Source organism: Pseudomonas sp. LBUM1673 (assembly GCF_059695645.1).
Map to the genome: position 1 here is coordinate 1,058,101 of NZ_CP166780.1, position 19,929 is coordinate 1,078,029.

The 19,929-nt window shown below is 57.0% G+C and carries 13 protein-coding genes; 10 read left to right on the plus strand and 3 right to left on the minus strand.

Annotation, left to right across the window (positions count from 1 at the left end; translation table 11 throughout):
* Positions 1-141: 141 nt before the first annotated feature.
* The 3 genes from ACA044_RS04700 to ACA044_RS04710 all read left to right on the plus strand — a co-directional run bounded on the left by ACA044_RS04700 (position 142) and on the right by ACA044_RS04710 (position 2,847).
* A complete protein-coding gene (locus tag ACA044_RS04700; RefSeq protein WP_497445355.1) occupies positions 142-924 on the plus strand; it encodes a class II aldolase/adducin family protein in 783 nt (260 codons plus the stop codon).
* Complete coding sequence (locus tag ACA044_RS04705; protein ID WP_497445356.1) at positions 925-1,827, plus strand: alpha/beta fold hydrolase; 903 nt, start codon at positions 925-927, stop codon at positions 1,825-1,827. It begins immediately after the preceding gene.
* Between the two features lie 108 nt (positions 1,828-1,935).
* The gene (locus ACA044_RS04710; RefSeq protein ID WP_497445357.1) at positions 1,936-2,847 is read left to right on the plus strand and encodes an SDR family oxidoreductase; all 912 of its coding nucleotides are present in this window, start codon (positions 1,936-1,938) and stop codon (positions 2,845-2,847) included.
* A gap of 44 nt (positions 2,848-2,891) precedes the next feature.
* Here the strand turns inward: ACA044_RS04710 and ACA044_RS04715 are convergent, their stop codons facing one another.
* Positions 2,892-3,149 carry an immunity protein gene (locus tag ACA044_RS04715; RefSeq protein ID WP_497445358.1) on the minus strand — a complete coding sequence of 86 codons (258 nt, stop codon included), beginning with the start codon at positions 3,147-3,149 and terminating at the stop codon, positions 2,892-2,894.
* Positions 3,146-5,176, minus strand: a complete 2,031-nt coding sequence (locus ACA044_RS04720; protein WP_497445359.1) for an S-type pyocin domain-containing protein — start codon at positions 5,174-5,176, stop codon at positions 3,146-3,148. Before ACA044_RS04720 ends, ACA044_RS04715 begins: the two co-directional genes overlap by 4 nt.
* A 909-nt stretch (positions 5,177-6,085) precedes the next feature.
* On the opposite strand from ACA044_RS04720, the gene ACA044_RS04725 reads away from it, so the two are divergent.
* From ACA044_RS04725 to ACA044_RS04740, 4 genes are all read left to right on the plus strand, one after another.
* Positions 6,086-7,879, plus strand: a complete 1,794-nt coding sequence (locus ACA044_RS04725) for a DUF1302 domain-containing protein (protein WP_497445360.1) — start codon at positions 6,086-6,088, stop codon at positions 7,877-7,879.
* 23 nt (positions 7,880-7,902) lie between these two features.
* Positions 7,903-9,270 (plus strand): DUF1329 domain-containing protein, encoded by a 1,368-nt coding sequence (locus tag ACA044_RS04730; RefSeq protein ID WP_497445361.1) that lies wholly within the window; start codon positions 7,903-7,905, stop codon positions 9,268-9,270.
* A gap of 140 nt (positions 9,271-9,410) precedes the next feature.
* Positions 9,411-11,963: a LuxR C-terminal-related transcriptional regulator gene (locus ACA044_RS04735; RefSeq protein ID WP_497445362.1), complete on the plus strand. Its 2,553-nt coding sequence runs from the start codon at positions 9,411-9,413 to the stop codon at positions 11,961-11,963.
* A 182-nt stretch (positions 11,964-12,145) separates the two neighbouring features.
* Positions 12,146-15,601, plus strand: a complete 3,456-nt coding sequence (locus ACA044_RS04740) for a dermonecrotic toxin domain-containing protein (protein ID WP_497445363.1) — start codon at positions 12,146-12,148, stop codon at positions 15,599-15,601.
* Positions 15,602-15,636: 35 nt separating this feature from the next.
* Here ACA044_RS04740 and ACA044_RS04745 read toward each other — a convergent pair whose 3' ends face one another.
* Entirely contained in the window at positions 15,637-16,419 is a 783-nt protein-coding gene (locus ACA044_RS04745; RefSeq protein WP_497445364.1) for an IclR family transcriptional regulator, read from the minus strand.
* Between the two features lie 164 nt (positions 16,420-16,583).
* Between ACA044_RS04745 and hmgA the strand changes: the two genes are divergently transcribed.
* The 3 genes from hmgA to maiA are packed head-to-tail and all read left to right on the plus strand — an operon-like array spanning position 16,584 to position 19,844.
* Positions 16,584-17,888: a homogentisate 1,2-dioxygenase gene (gene hmgA / locus ACA044_RS04750; protein ID WP_497445365.1), complete on the plus strand. Its 1,305-nt coding sequence runs from the start codon at positions 16,584-16,586 to the stop codon at positions 17,886-17,888.
* Between the two features lie 3 nt (positions 17,889-17,891).
* Positions 17,892-19,196: a fumarylacetoacetase gene (gene fahA / locus ACA044_RS04755; protein ID WP_497445366.1), complete on the plus strand. Its 1,305-nt coding sequence runs from the start codon at positions 17,892-17,894 to the stop codon at positions 19,194-19,196.
* Positions 19,197-19,208: 12 nt separating this feature from the next.
* Positions 19,209-19,844 (plus strand): maleylacetoacetate isomerase, encoded by a 636-nt coding sequence (gene maiA, locus ACA044_RS04760; protein ID WP_497445367.1) that lies wholly within the window; start codon positions 19,209-19,211, stop codon positions 19,842-19,844.
* Positions 19,845-19,929 lie beyond the last annotated feature (85 nt).

Here is a 19,929-nt window from a genome sequence, read left to right on the forward strand (position 1 = left end):
TGGATCCAGACTCACCCCGCACTGACCCGCTCGGCCATCAAGCTGGCTGCCAATGCAACTACACGAAATCCGGAGGCTGACTAGACTGCTGTAACGTCAGAAAAATAAAAAACAAGAAAAATAAAAAGAGAGATCCTTGCCGTGAGCGTAGCCCCCGTCCAATCGTCACATAGCGTTAAAGACAAGGTCAGTGCCGCCGAGTGGCAGGCCCGCGTCGATCTGGCGGCCTGTTATCGTCTGGTCGCCCTGCATGGCTGGGACGATCTGATCTTTACCCACATTTCGGCCAAGGTGCCCGGCACTGAAGACTTCCTGATCAACCCGTTCGGCCTGATGTTCCATGAAATGACCGCATCGAGTCTGGTCAAGGTCGATCAGGCTGGCAACAAGCTGATGGACAGCCCCTACGAGATCAACCCGGCGGGTTACACCATCCACAGCGCCGTGCATGAAGTCCGTCATGACGTCGTGTGTGTGCTGCACACTCATACGGCGGCGGGGGTGGCGGTATCGGCGCAGAAGCAGGGCATCTTGCCGATCAGTCAGCAGTCCTTGTTCGTCCTGTCCAGCCTGGCTTATCACGCCTACGAAGGCGTTGCGCTGAACCATGAAGAGAAAGCGCGGCTGCAAGCCGACCTTGGGGAAAACAATTTCCTGATGCTGCACAACCACGGTCTGCTGACCTGTGGCGGCACCATCGCCGATACATTCCTGATGATGTTCACCTTCCAGCGCGCCTGCGAGATTCAGGTCATGGCGTGCAACGGTGGCGCGGAGCTGATAGCCATCGAACCGCAGATTCTGGCGGGCGCCAAGGCGATGATCGCCGGCGTCACCAAAAGTGCCCAAGGGATGGGGGGCGCGCTGGCCTGGCCGGCACTACTGCGCAAACTCGATAAACAAGACCCGGGTTACAAACTCTAAATGGCACTCGCCGAGATTCCTCTATGTGTCTGGCGAAAACGCGGCCAGACGTTCGTATTTCGCGGTCAAACCATCCGCTATTGGACAGCGGGGCAGGGGGAGCCGCTATTGCTGATCCATGGCTTCCCGACCGCCAGTTGGGACTGGCATTACCTGTGGCAGCCGCTGGCGCAGCGCTATCGGGTGATTGCCTGCGACATGCTTGGCTTCGGCGATTCGGCCAAACCGGTGAACCATGACTACAGCCTGCTGGAACAGGCCGATCTGCAACAGGCATTACTGGCGCATCTGAATGTCGAGCAACCGATGCATGTGTTGGCACACGATTATGGCGACAGCGTGGCCCAGGAACTGTTGGCCCGGCACTACGAAGCACGCATCCATATCGCCAGTTGCGTGTTCCTCAATGGTGGCCTGTTTCCCGAAACCCATCGCCCGGTGTTGATGCAAAAACTCCTGCTCAGCCCCTTGGGCTGGATGATCGGACGAGCCTTTACCCGTGGCGCTCTGGTGAAGAGTTTCCAGCGGATCTTCGGTCCGCAGACCCGACCCACCGAAAGTGAACTGGATGATTTCTGGAGCCTGGTCGACAGCAATCATGGGCAACGGATCATGCACAAAGTGATCAGTTATATCCCGCAGCGACGTGTCCAGCGTGAGCGTTGGGTCGGTGCCATGCAGCGCGGCGAGGTGCCGTTGCGGGTCATTGATGGCGAGGTCGATCCGGTGTCCGGCGCACACATGGTGGCACGCTATCGGCAACTGATTCCCGACCCGGACACGGTGCTCCTGCCGGGGATCGGTCATTACCCGCAGATCGAAGCGCCGGTGCAGGTGCTCAAGCACTATCTGGAGTTTCGCGACCGGTTGGTTTTACCGCCGCGCAAGGTGGCGTGCTCCTGACTATCCTGCTGCCTTATCGCGCACCATTCAGGCCCACCCGTGTTTATTGTGACCGGCAGCCCCGTGCCTGACACTCGCACTCATTGTCCCTGCCTGCTGGAGTTCCCCATGAATGAGTCTGTGCGCTTCGAAGATAAAGTGGTGATCGTCACCGGTGCGGGCGGCGGCTTGGGGCGGGCGCATGCGTTGCTGTTCGCAAAACAGGGTGCCAAAGTGCTGGTCAATGATCTTGGCGGCTCGACTCAAGGTGAAGGCGCGAACGCTTCGGCAGCGGATCGTGTGGTGGCGCAAATTCGCGAAGCGGGCGGCACCGCCGAGGCCAACCATGACTCCGTCACCGACGGTGACAAAATTGTCCAGAATGCTCTCGATACTTTTGGTCGCGTCGATGTCGTGGTGAACAATGCGGGCATTCTGCGGGACAAGACCTTTCACAAAATGGATGACAGCGACTGGGACCTGGTTTACCGCGTCCACGTCGAAGGCGCCTACAAGGTCACTCGCGCCGCCTGGCCGCACCTGCGCGAGCAAAACTATGGCCGTGTGATTTTCACCGCGTCGACCTCGGGCATCTACGGCAACTTCGGTCAGTCCAACTACGGGATGGCCAAACTTGGTCTCTATGGCCTGACCCGCACGCTGGCGATCGAAGGCCGCAAAAACAATATCCTGGTCAACGCCATCGCCCCGACAGGTGGCACCCGCATGACCGAAGGCCTGATCCCGCCGCAAGTGTTCGAACAACTCAAACCGGAGCTGGTCAGCCCGTTGGTGGTGTACCTGGCCAGCGAACATTGCCAGGAAACTTCGGGGTTATTCGAAGTGGGTGGCGGCTGGATGGGCAAGGTGCGCTGGGAGCGCAGCCTGGGCGCCGGGTTTGATCCTCGGGTGGGTTTTTCGCCGGAAGATGTGGCGGCGCATTGGCAGCAGATCTGCGATTCCGAAAGCGCTGCTCATCCGCAGGACAATATTGAAGCGCTGAAGGAAATGATGGAGAACTTGCAGAGGTATTCGATTTAAGTGGGGTGGGCCACCAAGCTGAGACTTGGTGGCCCACTTGCTTGTTAAGAGTATTTGTTTTGGGTCATGAACTTGGGGGCTTTCCAGTTCGGGCCTTTGATAGCGACTGGGCCTTCACCATTGGCCAGTACACCCTCCTCGAAAAGCCTTGCGTAGGTTTTTAGCAGCTCGCCACTTTCAATGACTTCATATCGATAGCGTCCAAACATTCTGTCTAGAGATGGAATAGCGGAACCGAGTGCGAAAACAGTCAAGACATCTTCTACTGTTTCATTTTTAACGATTTTCTCGACGATGCTCACTGTTTGCCTCCTTTCAAAAAATTTTTGAAAAACACTTCATCTTGTCGATCCGCAGCCGCTATGGCGTCTTTTGTGTAGAGCAACGACTCATCATCATGAAGCTTGAAATCTTCCAGGGTTGCCGTGTGCGCGTTGTTCCAGATCGGCAAATCTTTGTCGGGATTGAAATCATCGCTGAGCCCCAACGCTCGAAACCTTTCAAGCTCCCTCATCTCATGAGTGTAGTAGCGCAGATCCGTGTCAGTGGGTTGCCAATATCCGTTCAGGATTTTCTCAAGGCGTTGCACCATCATGTCATTGGCATCGGATTGATCGAGCCGTGCGATGTGTAATTTCACCGCATTAATTCCGGTTTGGGTAATGACCACCGTACGCCAGTCCAGATCCAGTATCGGCCCTCCCACCTGCTCCGGATTGAAAAGACGCCCGCTGTATTTGCCTTCAACGGAAGCCCCTTGATAGGGACTGCTGATAACGACATACAGCGGCGCAATTCCCGAGTCATCCGGAAATACGATGATGAACCTGTCCCAACCCTCCACCAGAACCGGATGAAGATCCAGCCGACCCTCGACTGGTGCGATCGGAGCACCGGAATACACCGGAGTTTCAGCTGGAACAATCGGCCGTTCGGTCGAACTGTTACCCGGCGTAATGGCGGGTGTCCAGGTCAGGAAGTCGGTTGGCGAGTCCGGCAATGCTGTCTCGTAGACGTCATTCAGCAAATCGTAAGTCGCGTGCAGTACGGGGACGCTTGAGCGAACGTTGAAGTCGTCGGCCGTGACGACGAACACCTCTGCGCCTGAGCCGATTGGCCTTACACCCAACCCCACGGGCAGATCCAGCGTTCCTTGTCGATCAGCGATCTCTCGCAGTGCCTGCGAGGTTTCAGACGTCAATTCCGAGAGCGGCACACTGATGGTGAAGCGCTCGCCGTTTCCTAGACGGGAAGGCATCAGCAGGGCTGCGAAGCCAACTAACACCGGTGCGAGCAACGCTGTTCCCGCCGCCGTTATTGTCGATATTGCTGATCGCAGTGCCGTGAGTATCGCGAACGACGTTGCGGGGGTGAGGCGGATGGCGGTCGAGGCAAAGGAAAAGACCGGGCTGGTGGCAGCCACCGCACCTGAGGCGGGATAAACATGGTGGGCTTCCAACGCCGCCTGCTGTTTCTCGCGTTCTCGCCGTTCAGTTTCCGCACGAAGCAATTCAGCCTGACGTTGAGCTTCAGCCAGCGCTGCAAGGTGAGCTTGTTCGGCAGCCACTTGTCGGGCGGCGGCTTCGGCGGCAATCCGCGCCTGTTCGGTAGCCAACCGCAGGGCTTCTGCCACCGCTGCAAGTCGTGCTTGCTCTCGAGCTCGCACCGCGGCTTGCTCGTTGATCTGTGCCAACTCGGCGGCGACCCGTCGGGCTTCCTGTTCCGCGGCCATCCGCGCCTGATCATTGGCTTGCACGGCGGCCAGCCAGTTGAGCACTTTGACCTGTTGCTGGTTAAGCATCTGGATGGTTTGGGACAGCAGTCTTGTGTCGTAGGCCGCTTTGTACGACGCGACCCAGGCCTGTATCGCGATACTATTCGGCCGGACCGGTTTTTCCATGGTCAAGGCTTTTGGGTAGAACTCCTGCAAAGGCCTGTTAATGGGGTCGACGCCGTAAAAACTATTGGCTATCGCTTTTTTGTCATGAAACTCAGCGGTCTTTCGAAGTAAAAGTTTGTTACGCACGCCCACTTCGCGAATGATCGCGTCTGCGGGTGGAAGCGGGACGGTTGAACCTTCCAGTCTTGTGGTGGCCAGTTCATGTTCAATGGTCTGCGGTAGTTGGCTGGATCGGACTTGATACTCCTGTTCTGAAGTCTTGGTGGTAGTCCGCAATGTGTTCAGGATACTCCCGACTGCCGGCTGGAAACCGAATTGGCCGCCGTTAGGAAAACGTTGTGAAGTTGCGGGTACAGGGTTTGCGCCTGGAGGCGCTACTGCTGTGATGTGCACAGCTTCGGTCAACTCCCATGTTGGAGGTCTTTGCATATTCATATCCTTATTAAATGTGCGTTGTATTCAAGAAGTGTTTGTGGGTCGGTGATTGCTTCGTGTCATTTAACGTTACAGTAGAAATGACGGGTGTGAGTCCGAGAGGTGTGTAAGTGGTTACATATAAAAGAGAGGGATATTTCGGTGAGAAAGAAATAAAGGCAGGATGTTCGTTCGCATAAAAAGACATTTCCTATGCTGTTACGGGAAATATCTTTCAAGGAAGTCTTCAACAGTAAAGGGGGCGCTATCGCTGAAAAACCACTGCCCATAAAAAAGGCCGCTGCAAACGCAGCGGCCAAAGAAAGACGTGGATCAAGGAGCTACAAATCAACGTCAGTGAGCACGGGGCGATGAGTCGAAAAATACGCTTCAAATCATCTGGATTCTGTCGCCAATGGGGGGGGGTTATCACCTCCATCGATTCGTGCTTTCAGGCCGTTTGCCGTGAAAGCCCGGCAAGAATAAGGGTTTGAGCGCAAAGGAAAAATAGCGATTCCAGACATGCACTGTTGCAGTCCGAGCAACAGTCTCGGGCTGGCCGTGTAGCAGCTGCCGAAGGCTGCGTTCGGCTGCGAAGCAGTCGTAAACCCTGAATCCACAATGTGCCTGACGGAACGCAGCGCCTGATTTTGCGACTGCTTCGCAGCCGAACGCAGCCTCGCGAGCTCGGCAGCTGCTACCAGCGAACGCAGCCTTCGGCAGCTGCTACACCCCCGGTTTCCCCCCTGTCCCATGCGCTGCGCTGATAACCCTTCATCCAGCCCATCCATACCCTGCGCAAACCCCCGCCCCATGCGGGCATTCATCCTTTGGAGGTACATCACGAATACCTCCTTGGTGCGCTTATCGCTCCCGGCGAGCGGCAGTAGGGTGGGGCCTTCTGTCACTCACCGGGGAAGACGCATGACAAAAACAACAATGCGCGCCATCTTCAAACCGCAAGCGCTGGCCGCTGCGGTGGCCTTGGGCTGCTGCGCCCAGGCGCAGGCTGTTTCATTCAACATCGGCGAAATCGAGGGGCAGTTTGATTCTTCGTTGTCCGTCGGCGCGAGCTGGGGCATGCGCGATGCCGACAAGTCGCTGGTGGGCACCGTCAATGGCGGGACCGGCCAGGCTTCGACCGGTGATGACGGACGCCTGAACTTCAAGAAAGGCGAAACCTTCTCCAAGATATTCAAGGGCATCCACGACCTTGAATTGAAGTACGGCGACACAGGTGTATTCGTCCGTGGCAAGTACTGGTACGACTTCGAGTTGAAGGACGAAGACCGCGAGTTCAAGCAGATCAGCGACAGCGGTCGCAAAGAGGGCTCCAAGTCTTCCGGTGCGCAGATCCTCGATGCGTTCGTCTATCACAACTATTCCATTGCCGATCTGCCGGGCACCGTGCGCGCCGGCAAGCAGGTGGTCAGCTGGGGTGAAAGTACCTTCATCGGCAACTCGATCAACAGCATCAACCCGGTGGATGTTTCCGCCTTCCGGCGCCCTGGCGCAGAGATCAAGGAAGGCCTGATTCCGGTGAATATGCTGTTCGCCTCCCAGGGTCTGACCGATCAGCTCACGGTGGAAGGTTTCTACCAACTGGAGTGGGATCAGACCGTTCTCGACAATTGCGGCACCTTCTTCGGCGGTGACGTGGCGGCGGATGGTTGCACCACCGGTTACACCGTCGGCAGCCCGGCGATCGCCCCGTTGGCGCCGCTGGCGGCAGCCTTTGGCCAACCTATCCAGGTCACCAGCGAGGGAGTGGTCATTCCTCGCGGCGGCGACCGCGATGCCCGGGATTCGGGGCAGTGGGGCACGGCCTTACGCTGGCTCGGTGACGACACCGAGTACGGCCTCTACTTCATGAACTACCACAGTCGCACACCGACCGTCGGCACCACCACCGCCGGGTTGTCGACACTGGCCAGCCTGCCAGGCATGGTCAGCGTTGCCAACAGTCTGGCTGCTGGCAGCGGTGCGGCCCTGGCCCGAAGCGTGATGCTCGGGCGCGGCCAGTACTTCCTCGAATACCCGGAAGACATTCGCCTGTACGGCGCGAGCTTCTCCACCACCTTACCCACCGGTACTGCCTGGACCGGTGAAATCAGTTACCGGCCCAACGCTCCGGTGCAGCTCAACACCACCGATCTGACCCTGGCGTTGCTTAACCCGATTGCAGGCGGCGCGGCATCGCCTATCGCTAGCACGGCAGGTGCCGACAACACCGGTTACCGCCGCAAGGAAGTGACCCAGGTCCAAAGCACCCTGACGCACTTCTTCGATCAAGTGCTGGGCGCCCAACGGCTGACCCTGGTCGGTGAAGCAGCGGTGGTGCGGGTCGGTGGTCTGGAGTCGAAGACCAAGCTGCGTTACGGCCGTGATTCGGTTTACGGCCAGTACGGTTTCGGTGGCGATACCGACGGCTTCGTCACCTCCACCTCCTGGGGCTACCGCGCCCGGGCGATCCTCGATTACGCCAACGTGATCGGCGGGATCAACCTCAAACCCAACCTGTCCTGGTCCCATGACGTCGCCGGCTACGGCCCCAACGGACTGTTCAACGAAGACGCCAAGGCCGTCAGCGTCGGTGTCGATGCCGACTACCGCAACACCTATACCGCGAGCCTCAGTTACACCGACTTCTTCGGCGGTGACTACAACACCCTGGAAGACCGCGACTTCCTGGCGCTGAGCTTCGGCGTGAACTTCTGATCTGGCTAAGAAGGATGATGTTAATGCGCAAGATAATTCTGCAATGCGGCGCCCTGGCACTGAGCCTGCTGGCCGCCAACGTGATGGCGGCGGTCTCGCCGGAAGAAGCCAACAAACTCGGCACCACCCTTACCCCGCTGGGCGCCGAGAAGGCCGGTAACGCCGATGGCTCGATCCCGGCCTGGACCGGTGGCATCCCGAAAAACGCCGGTGCGGTCGACAGCAAAGGCTTTCTCGCCGACCCGTTCGGCAGTGAAAAACCGCTGTTCACCATCACCGCCGCGACCGTCGACAAGTACAAGGACAAGCTCTCGGATGGCCAGGTCGCGATGTTCAAGCGCTACCCGGAAACCTACAGGATCCCGGTCTACCCGACCCACCGCACCGTGGGTGTGCCGCCGGAAATTTACGAATCGGCCAAGCGCAGCGCACTGAACGTGACCAGCATCAACGACGGTAATGGCCTGGCCAATTTCACCGGCAACCGCTACTACGCGTTCCCGATTCCGAAGAACGGCGTCGAGGTGCTGTGGAACCACATCACCCGTTACCACGGCGGCAACCTGCGTCGCATCATCACCCAGGTGACCCCGCAGACCAACGGCAGTTACACGCCGATCCGCTTCGAGGAGGAGATCGCCGTTCCGCAATTGATGAAGGACCTGGACCCGGAAAAAGCCGCCAACGTGCTGACCTTCTTCAAGCAGTCGGTGACCGCGCCGGCGCGGCTGGCGGGTAACGTGCTGTTGGTGCACGAAACCCTCGATCAGGTGAAAGAGCCGCGTCTGGCGTGGATCTACAACGCCGGTCAACGCCGCGTACGTCGCGCACCACAAGTGGCCTATGACGGGCCGGGCACTGCCGCCGATGGTTTGCGGACTTCGGATAACTTCGACATGTTCTCCGGTGCACCGGATCGCTACGACTGGAAACTGATCGGCAAAAAGGAAATGTACATCCCCTACAACAGCTACAAACTCGACTCGCCGAGCCTCAAGTACGATGACGTGGTGAAAGCCGGGCACATCAACCAGGACTTGACCCGCTACGAGTTGCACCGGGTCTGGGAAGTGGTTGGCACGGTCAAGCCGAGCGAGCGGCACATCTACGCCAAGCGCCACATGTACCTCGACGAAGACAGCTGGCAAGTGGCGCTGGCGGATCACTACGACGGTCGCGGCCAACTGTGGCGAGTGGCCGAAGGTCACGCTCAGTATTACTACGATCACCAGACTCCGGCCTACACCTTGGAGGCGCTGTACGACATCATTGCCGGCCGATACATTGCCCTGGGAATGAAGAACGAAGAGAAGCACAGCTTCGAATTCGGCTTCGATGCCAAGTCTGCGGACTACACCCCGTCGGCCCTGCGCGCCGAGGGTGTTCGGTAAGGGTTTTGATACATTGGCATCACGAGAGGCGACCTGTGGGTCGCCTTTTTTATGGGGGCCAATCAGCGTGCTGAATACTTCTCAACAAGCGGGTCAGGGAGGGCTAGGGTGGCCGGACAATTATAAAAAGGCACGCCACAATGACCGCCATGAATCCGTGTCTGGACCGTTCTGGATTCCTGCCCCGCCTGTCCTCTCATCACCTGTCGCGGGCTCGCTTGACCGAGCCGTTACTGGCCTCCACGGCACGGGTGAAATTGCTCTGCGCACCCGCCGGCAGTGGCAAGACTGCGTTGCTCGCCGAATGCTTTTTGCAAGCGCCAAACCAGTGCCGAGTGCATTGGCTGCCGTTGTCTGGCGTGGCGTCGAGCGCGGCTGATTTTCGTCATCGTCTGGCACAGACGTTGGGGTTGGTTTCGTCGGACGAAGCCGAGTTGCTTGGCTATCTGGCGCGATTGCAGACACCGACCTGGCTGTTTCTCGATGACTACAGCCGTCTGCCGAACCCGGAGCTGGACTCACTGCTGGATCGCATGCTGGCGATCAGCAGTCCGATGCTGACCTGGTGGCTGGGCGCTCGCCGCCGGCCGCCCTGCAACTGGCCAAGGTTGCTGCTCGATGACGAGTTGTATGAGTGCGAAGGCGCGACGCTGGCGCTCGCGCAGGGCGAGATCGCACAGTTTTTGTTTCACCTGCCTTCGGTACAGGCCGACAAGGTGGCCGGAAATATTTTGCAGCGCACCGGCGGCTGGTGTGCCGGCGTGCGGATAGCGCTGCTGCAAAAATGCGATTGGTCGCGTCAGGACAACCCCCAGGGACGGACGCAGACCTTGCTCGATTATCTGGAGCACGAATTATTCAGCACGCTGACGCCAGAGTTGAGCGAGGCCTGGCGCGTGCTGGCCCACTTGCCACGCTTCAATGCCCGGCTGTGCGATCACCTGTTTGGGGCCGGGGAGGGCGCGCAGTACCTGAAGACATTGCAAACGCTGGGGTGTTTTATCGAGCCTTGGCGGGAATCCACCGACTGGTTGCAGATTTTCACCCCGTTCACCCAACTGATGCGCGATGAGCAATGGCCAACGGGACGCTCCTGGCATCGGCGCGCCTGCCAATGGTTCTGCGCCGAACAGGACTGGAAATCGGCCTTCGAACAGGCACTGCTCGCTGAGGAGTACGAAGTGGCGGTCAGCCTGCTGCAGCATTTCAGTTTCGAGCAGTTGTTCGAGGAGCAGACCGTGGTGCTGTTGCTTCGTTTGCATGAGCAGCAAGGCGAGGAACTGACGTTGGGTAGTCCGCAGTTGGTCGGATTGATTACCGCAGCGCTGCTGTTCGCCGGACGATTCGAACAGGCGACCACCTGCATTGCTCATCTGGCGGATTTCACGCCTCAACCCTCGGCACTGCTGCAGCGTCAATTGATTGCGCGTTGGCAGGCCTTGCAAGGTTGGTTACTGCATTTGCAGGGACGAATGGAGACTTCGCGCGCGCACTTTCTTGACGCGTTGAACGCGCTCGATCCCGACTGTTGGACGGCGCGGCTGATGTGTTTGTCCGGTCTGACGCAACAGGCACTGCTTAGGGGCGAGCTCGACGTGGCGCAAGCTCATAACCGCGAGGCCTTATGCCTGGCGCGGGCGCAAGGTTCGCTGGTGTTCGAAGGCCTGATGGAACTCGATCATGCGCAATTGCTGGAGCAACGAGGCGCGGCGGTGCGGGCCGAAAGTTTGCTGGCCAGTATCCATGAACTGCTCTGCCAGCGAGCGGATCGGCCCACACCGCTGCTCGGGCGCATTGCGTTGCGCCGTGGGCGATTGGCATTGAGCATGGGGCAGGAAGAAAAGGCCGCGGGCTTTTTTCAGCGCGGCCTGGAGGACTGTCTGCGCAGTCACGACAAGCGCGTGTTGTATGGGTATCTCGGTCAGGCACAACTGGCGGCCAATCGGGGCGATTACGCCTACGCGTTTGAACGACTGCGCGAGGCCGAAAGGCTGATGCAGCGGCGGCAGATTCCGGACACTGTCTATCGCGGTGTGCTGTTGCAGGTCAGCAGTCAGTTCTGGTTGCAGCAGGGGCGCCCGCAGCTGGTGCATGAGGCCCTGAGCCGTGTGTTGCGCCACTATCAGGAGCCAAATGCATTACAGGCGCCTCCGGCGACGGTCGAGCTGATCCCACGTATCGAATACTTACTGATATTGGCAAAGGCTTACCTGCGACGGGCCGGCAATCCGGTCAGTCAACTCCAGTCACTGCTGCACAAAGCGCACAACGGTGGAGCCCTGGCACTGGAGGCCGAGTTGCATTTCGCCCTGGCCGAAGTGGCGTTGCTGCAGAACGAACCGTTGCTCGCTCGGCAGCATTCAGAACAAGCGCTAGGGCTTGTTCAACGATTTGATTTGCACGGGTTGATCCGCCAGGTTGCTTTACGCCAGCCGAACCTTTTCCGAGAAGTTGCGGCAACAGATTCGATACCTGATACCTGCGTCGTGTCGGAAGGTGGAAACCCGCTCAGTCAGCGAGAGTTTCAAGTACTGAAGCTTATTGCTTCAGGCGATTCAAACCAACAAATTGCACAAAAACTTTTCCTTTCATTGCATACCGTAAAAACTCATGTGCGAAGAATATATGGGAAGTTGGGCGTGGAGCGTAGAACCCATGCCGTGGCAAAGGCAAAGTCGATGGGGCTCCTTTAAGGTATTTGTAACTGAAGTGCTTTGATGGTGGGGGGGCTCAATACTATAAAGATTTGCAATGTATACTTGTTGAAATAAAGTGGGTCTACTTGTTTTTCGAAGGAGAATCTATCTTGTGGTTACTTGGCGTGGCGGCATGTCGCTGTCACGAATGAAGTAATCAGGATTAAATGATGGATAAGATGTTTGAAAGTCTCATGCACGGCTCCGAAAGTGAGCAAGTAACCTGGCGGATGGAGTGGGAAAAGGCATCCGACGCGCAGCGCGAACTTTTTGCCATTGTCGATGCGATACCGACGGTTAGGTTCATCGCCCGGCAGGTGTTGGAAGGCGGATTGAAACGGATGAGGAAGTCGATTGATATCGATAAGGTATATGTCAATACGGAGGATTTGCCAGGTGACAATGAAAGGCGACCGTCGGGAGCACTTTCCGAGGTTTTGTTTTATTGCCTGGATAATAATGTAGTACCAGGTTATGTGTTGGGGGGTGATGGTGTTTTTTATCTGCCGGATACTTTGAATGATCAATTTAAAGTTGCGGATTTTAGCATTTTTGATGTAGAGGATGTCATTACAGATACATTGCAGAAGCTGGAAAAAAATCTCCATGCAGAGCTTGAAAAATTTTGGGCGGCTCCTGCGAAATCTGCGTCATCTGAAAAACCAGTGCTGACAAACAAAGAGGCCTTTCAACAGGCTTATGCGTTGGTGCTGACGGCGGAACTTTCGCTAACGGCCATGGCCGGTTATCTTGACTATAATCTGGCCAGGCGATTTGCTTATCTGTTGAAATCGGAAAATGGCCTGGGTGCTTATAACGTTGTTTTGAGTCCTCAATATGACTATCTGGCCGGGCTCGGGCCTAGCTTCATTCTTGACAACGCCGAGCGGGCAAATTCTGAAATGAAGTTGGTTAACGAGTCTACCAGCTATATTATGCATACGCCTGAAAATGGTTTCGAGTATTTCGAAAAAAATCTCGAATTGCACGACAAGCTGCGAGTTCGACTGTCTCTGCCCGACAGCAGAATCAGTTACCCTAAATCAATGCAAAGTGTCTTTTCCTATTGTGTCGATGCTCACCTGAAAGGCCAGCTTGAGACGGTTTCAACTCTTTTGCGTGACCGTGGCGATCATGATCAGCCCTTGAGCACCCTATTGCAGAACAACCAGAACCTGCATGTGCTGCGCTATGGAATCAGTACTCGCTTTTCCCTACTCTGGGCTGCTCTTAAACGTAACGAATGGCCACTTTGGTTGAGGAAATCCAATAATAGTGTCCAAGAGCGCTTTGCGAAACTTGAAGATTCGATGGGTCAATACGAAGTCGAATACCAACAAGCCTTCGACGTAAGTTTCTCTTTCAAGGATTATGTATTACGGACGTTTTCCGAATGGTCGATGAGAACGTTGGGAGAGGATCTCGATCCAGACGCAATCGAGGTGCATAGCCTTTACAAAGTGCCGGTAGGCGGTCGTACCATCGAGCAGGAAGATACCCGAACCCTGACCGAGTTCATTATTTTCGGTCTGCATGATACTGGCTATAGAGCTGAGATCAGCATCTCCGGCACGTCTCCCGGCAGTAGGCTGTCCTCCGTAGTGCTTGAGCAATGGTTGAGCCAGCGCAATATGCGCACGCAGTTTGTATTGGATATTCCGGCCGGGGCATCGCCTGAGTTCCAGCAGGCTTACCGCAACTACCTGTACAGCAAGATGGAGGTCGCACTGTTCATTGCGCGTCATTCCGGAAGTTACAATGATGCGGAAGCGAAAATTATTGAGCGGGCATTGGCAGGCGATCCATCGGTATTGGTCCGTGGCATTAAATTGAAAGATCAGGCGCCCGCCCTGAAAGATGTGCTGGTTTTCTCGGTTCGAGAACATCAAGGGTATTTGGTGTTTGCAAAAACACCTGGGGGGAAGTTTGAATTTCTGAAGTTTTTCCAAGGCTATGATCTGAATAAGTGGTTTGAAGCGGCGCTGTCCGCTGACCGCGACTATGCCGCGTCGTTGATTAGCCCGGAATACTTGCAGGGTGCCGGAAAATTGCAAGGTACAAACCGCGAGCATTTAAGATATACCTATGTGATGGATGCACGACTTGCTGATCTTTTTCTGAAAGCCGAGACACCATTGTCCGATTATGTGATCTTCGCTTATCGGGCGGAGGTCGCGCTACATAAGACCATCGCGCCTGTGGGTTATCGGTATCTCGGAGTCGAAGGTCGCAAACGATATGCTCGATTGAATACTGAACTCAAAGCGTTCTCAACGGTTGATACAAGAGAGAATGGTTTTCCCTTCTTTGAACGGTTTACTTACGAGGAAGTGAAGAAGACAATCGAAAGCGTATTGCAGTCTCGGGGGCGATATGTCGAAGTTGATCCGGATCGGATTTTTGTTCAGACTGATGATTTTCGCAAGAGTGTCACTGAACTGCTAATCGAAGGCCTCGCATTTGAAGCGAGTCATCCGGCGTATGCTGCAAAAAACGATCCGATCTATTTTCTAACAGGTGGGCATCCTGCGATTGATGAGCTGGATATTCGGGATCTTTCTTCAATCTCGAAGACGTTCCGTCCAGGGGATAAATATACGGCGATGCTCAAAAAAGAGTACTTGGACAAAAAACATCCTGATTATGCGTTCAAGCGAGCTGTGCATGCAAAAAAAGTTCGCTGCGAAATGCATTACGATGCCTTGTCTGATTATGTTGATGGCAGGCTTTCGCTGGAATTCCTGGGTGGCGTACAACGAATCATTGACAGTTTGAAAGAGAGTGGAGGCTATAACCCTGTTTCTAATAGTGTGTCCGAAGGCGACGAAGGTTTATACAAGTTAAATTTGGGGCAGCTCGGTTTGACGACAGCAAATGATCGAACGGTTGAAGGTGTCTATATTTTTCGCTTGAAAATTGGCCTTGGATTCCATGATCTGCTATATACGCCAGAGGCTCCGGATCGTATTTCGTTCCGGCCGATTCAGGAATTCATTCCTTCCATCCGCCATCGATTCGGTCCATTCAGAAATTATTATATCGATCGAATTTTGCTTGTTGATCAAAAGGTGATCAATGATTACTTTGATAACCTTGTGGCAACAGTTGATACCCGGCCGCCGATCAAGACGCAACATCGTGCCAAATTGCTCGATCTGTATACATTCCATGATGAACGAGTCCGTCGTGTGTTGAGTGATATCGATGAGAGAACCACCAGTTTGAAGGAGGTTATTGCAGGTCTTATTTACGATAATTTAATAAAGGCAGCGAGTCTCATCAGTATTGCGGTTCCTCCGATAGGGACAGTGGTAACCGCCATTCAGATGATGAAAAGCATCTACGATGGAGCGCAAGCGCATAAGCGCGGCAATTACTCGGCAGCCCAGGGCCACATAAAGGACGCGTTGATTGGTCTGTTCACGCTGGGCAAAGCAGGTGCGGCCGGCCAAGAGGCCAAGAAAGTTACAAACGCCCAGCGATCGTTCCTCAGTCTTTTCGAAGATGCCAGATCGGTGGCGCAATTTGTTACTGAGATCTCGGGCCAGAAAACGGCGGATCAAGTGTTGATCGATTTCTTCAAGGACTTGATGAAGGATTTACAATCAAGCCCTAGCAAAACAACAGTACGGTGAAATTCCGATGAGTGTGTGCAGGGCACCAGCATGAATTAATTGCCTTGCTCATACCCCATCCGCCAACTCACGGCCCGCGTCGCAGCCAATAACCGCTGCGCCGCCGGGCCGTTTTCGTCGGCGTGGAACAGCGAGGTCGGGCCGACGATGGTCAGCACCGCGGCGATCTGTCCGACGGCGTTGAACACCGGCGCCGACAACGCATCCACCCCTGGCATCAGCAAACCATGCACGTGATGCAGGCCGCGTTCGCGGATCTGTTCACACAACGTCGCGTAAGCCTTTTCGTTCGCCAGAGGATGGGCATCGACGGCGATTTCCCGTTCGCGTAACTCATCGGTTTCCCGATGCGGCAAATAGGCACTGAACACCAGCCCTGTCGATGAGCTGAGCAACGGCAATACCGAGCCCAGTTGCGTCACCACCGTCACCGCGCGCACCGCCGGTTCGATGTGCACCACCGTCGCGCCCTGATTGGCCCATACCGCCAGAAAACAGGTTTCGTTGAGGTCGTCGCGCAGTTCGGACAGGGGCAGGGAGGCGACTTTCAGCACGTCCATACTGTTCAGAGCCGCCAGGCCCACGCGCAACGCTTCACGGCCCAGGCCGTAGTGGTTGGTGGCGGGGTTCTGCTCGGCAAACCCGCTGGCGATCAGCGCCTGTAGATAGCGGTGAACCTTGCTCGCCGGCATCTGTACGTGTTCGGCCAGGCGCGACAGCGAGGTGGATGGCGACAACTCGGCCAGGGCCTTGAGGATGTCGGTGCCGACCTCGGCCGAGCGGACTTTCTGTTTATCGTTGCTGCGCGGCGTTTCCATGGAGGCGGTCTGATCCCGGGACGAATGGGCGTCTTTATAGCTTGACGGTCAATACCAATCAAATTACGTTAAGCGTAATCGAATTACGATAAAAATAACCCGGGCGTGCCGAGACCTCTTAAGCGGAGCGACAGGCCATGTCTACTCCCTGTTCAGGAGGCTCCATGAACCTCGATTCAACGGCGCCAGCGCTGGCTTATCAGTCCGGCTTCGGCAACGAATTCAGTAGCGAAGCGTTGCCCGGCGCACTGCCCGTCGGCCAGAATTCCCCGCAAAAAGCGCCTTACGGTCTCTACACCGAACTGTTCTCCGGCACGGCATTCACCATGCCTCGCAGCGAAGCGCGGCGCACCTGGATGTACCGCATTCAGCCGTCGGCCAATCACCCGGCGTTCGTCAAACTGGATCGGCAACTGGCCGGCGGCGCGTTGGGTGAAGTGACCCCCAACCGTCTGCGCTGGAACCCGTTGGACATCCCGACCGAGCCAACCGATTTCATCGACGGACTGGTAAGCATGGCCGCCAACTCGGGCGCGGAAAAACCGGCCGGGATCAGCATCTTCAGTTACCGCGCCAACCGCTCCATGGAGCGCGTGTTCTTCAACGCTGACGGCGAACTGTTGCTGGTCCCTGAGCTGGGGCGTCTGCGCATCGCCACCGAATTGGGCGTGCTTGAATTGGAGCCGTTGGAAATCGCCGTGCTGCCGCGCGGGCTGAAATTCCGCGTCGAACTGCTCGATCCGCAAGCCCGCGGCTACATCGCCGAAAACCATGGCGCCCCTCTGCGCTTACCGGATCTTGGGCCGATCGGCAGCAACGGTCTGGCTAACCCCCGCGACTTCATGACCCCGGTGGCCCATTACGAAAACCTCAAGCAACCGACCACCCTGGTGCAGAAATTCCTCGGCCAGCTGTGGGGTTGCGAGCTCGATCATTCGCCGCTGAACGTGGTCGCCTGGCACGGTAATAACGTGCCGTACAAATATGACCTGCGCCGTTTCAACACCATCGGCACGGTCAGTTTCGATCACCCGGATCCGTCGATTTTCACTGTACTCACCTCGCCGACCAGCGTGCATGGCCTGGCCAACCTCGACTTCGTGATCTTCCCGCCACGCTGGATGGTGGCCGAGAAGACGTTCCGTCCGCCGTGGTTCCACCGCAACCTGATGAACGAATTCATGGGCCTGATCAAGGGCGAGTACGACGCCAAGGCCGAAGGCTTCCTGCCCGGCGGCGCATCGTTGCATAGCTGCATGAGCGCCCATGGCCCCGACGGCGAAACCTGCACCAAGGCGATCAACGCGGAACTGGCACCGGCTAAAATCGATAACACCATGGCTTTCATGTTCGAGACCAGCCAGGTGTTGCGCCCAAGTCGATTCGCCCTCGATTGCCCGCAACTGCAAAACGATTACGACGCCTGCTGGGCTACGTTGCCCGCCACTTTCGACCCGACCCGGAGATAACCCATGACTCAGACTTCCATCACTCGTAGCTGGGTTGCCTCCGCCAACGGCCACGCGGATTTTCCGCTGCAAAACCTGCCGTTGGGCGTATTCAGCGCGAAGGGCGCCGCGCCGCGCAGTGGCGTGGCAATCGGCGACCATGTCTTTGATCTGGAAGCAGCATTGGATGCCGGGCTGTTCGATGGCATTGCGAAGAGAGCAGTCGAAGCCACCCGTGGCGGCCAGTTGAATGCGTTCTTCGAACTGGGCCGCGATGCTCGCGTTGCCCTGCGCGAACGGCTGTTGGAGCTGTTTACCGAAGGCAGCACCCTGCACGGCAAGATCGAAGCCCAAGGCGCAAAACTGCTGCCACTGGCGGCGGATTGCGAAATGCACCTGCCGGCGAAGATCAACGACTACACCGACTTCTACGTCGGCATCGAGCACGCACAAAACGTTGGCAAACTGTTCCGCCCGGATAACCCGTTGCTGCCGAACTACAAGTATGTGCCGATCGGTTACCACGGCCGCGCCTCGACCATTCGCCCATCTGGCACCGACGTGCGTCGGCCGAATGGCCAGACTCTGCCGGCCGGCCAGACCGAGCCGACGTTTGGCCCGTGCGCGCGTTTGGACTATGAACTGGAACTGGGGATCTGGATCGGTCAGGGCAACGCGATGGGCGACTCGATCGCCATCGGTGACGCCGCCGATCACATCGCCGGTTTCTGCCTGCTCAACGACTGGTCGGCGCGGGATATCCAGGCCTGGGAGTACCAGCCACTGGGGCCATTCCTGTCCAAGAGTTTCATCACCAGCATCTCGCCATGGGTGGTGACGGCCGAAGCGCTGGAGCCGTTCCGTCGTGCCCAGCCTGCGCGCCCGGAAGGCGATCCGCAGCCATTGCCGTACCTGTTCGACAAACGCGATCAGGCGGCGGGGGCTTTCGACATCGAGTTGGAAGTGCTGCTGCTCACCGAAGGGCTGCGCGAACAGAATTTGCCGGCCCATCGTCTGACCCTGAGCAATACCCGACACATGTACTGGACCGTGGCGCAAATGGTCGCGCATCACAGCGTCAACGGTTGCCAGTTGCAGGCCGGTGACCTGTTCGGTTCGGGCACGTTGTCGGGGCCGGAAAACGGTCAGTTCGGCAGCCTGCTGGAAATCACCGAGGGCGGTAAAAAGCCGATCGAGCTGGCGTCGGGCGAGGTGCGCAAGTTTCTTCAGGACGGCGACGAAATCATTTTGCGGGCGCGTTGCAGTCGCGAAGGTTTTGCTTCCATCGGTTTCGGCGAATGCCGCGGCAAAGTGCTGCCGGCGCGCTAAGAGGGTCAGGTCATGGAACTCTATACCTACTACCGTTCGACCTCGTCTTTCCGGGTGCGTATTGCACTGGCGCTCAAGGGGCTGGATTACCAGGCGCTGCCAATCAACCTGATCGCGCCGCAAGGTGGCGAACATCGGCAGGCGGCGTACCTGGGCATCAACCCCCAAGGCCGGGTGCCAGCCTTGCGCACCGATGACGGCGAGCTGTTGATCCAGTCACCGGCGATCATCGAGTACCTGGAGGAGCGTTATCCACAGGTGTCGCTGCTGTCTAAAGACCTCGTCGCTCGCGCTCGCGAGCGCGGTGTGGCAGCGGTGATCGGTTGCGATGTTCACCCGCTGCACAACGTCAGCGTGCTCAATAAGCTACGGCAGTTGGGGCACGATGAGCCGCAGGTGGTGGAGTGGATCGGGCACTGGATCAGCCAAGGGTTGGCGACGGTGGAGCAATTGATCGGTGACACCGGTTACTGCTTTGGCGATCAACCGGGGCTGGCGGACGTTTACTTGATTCCACAGCTCTATGCGGCCGAGCGCTTCAGTATTTCCCTTGAGGCCTATCCGCGAATTCGTCGAGTGGCGGCGCTGGCGGCGACACATCCATCATTCTTCCAGGCCCATCCGTTGAACCAGCCCGATACCCCGTAGGAGCGAGCGGTGCGGCGATCCGACTTGCCCGCGAAGAACGATAACGCGATATTCCTGATGGACCGAGGCGCCTGGTTCGTCGGCA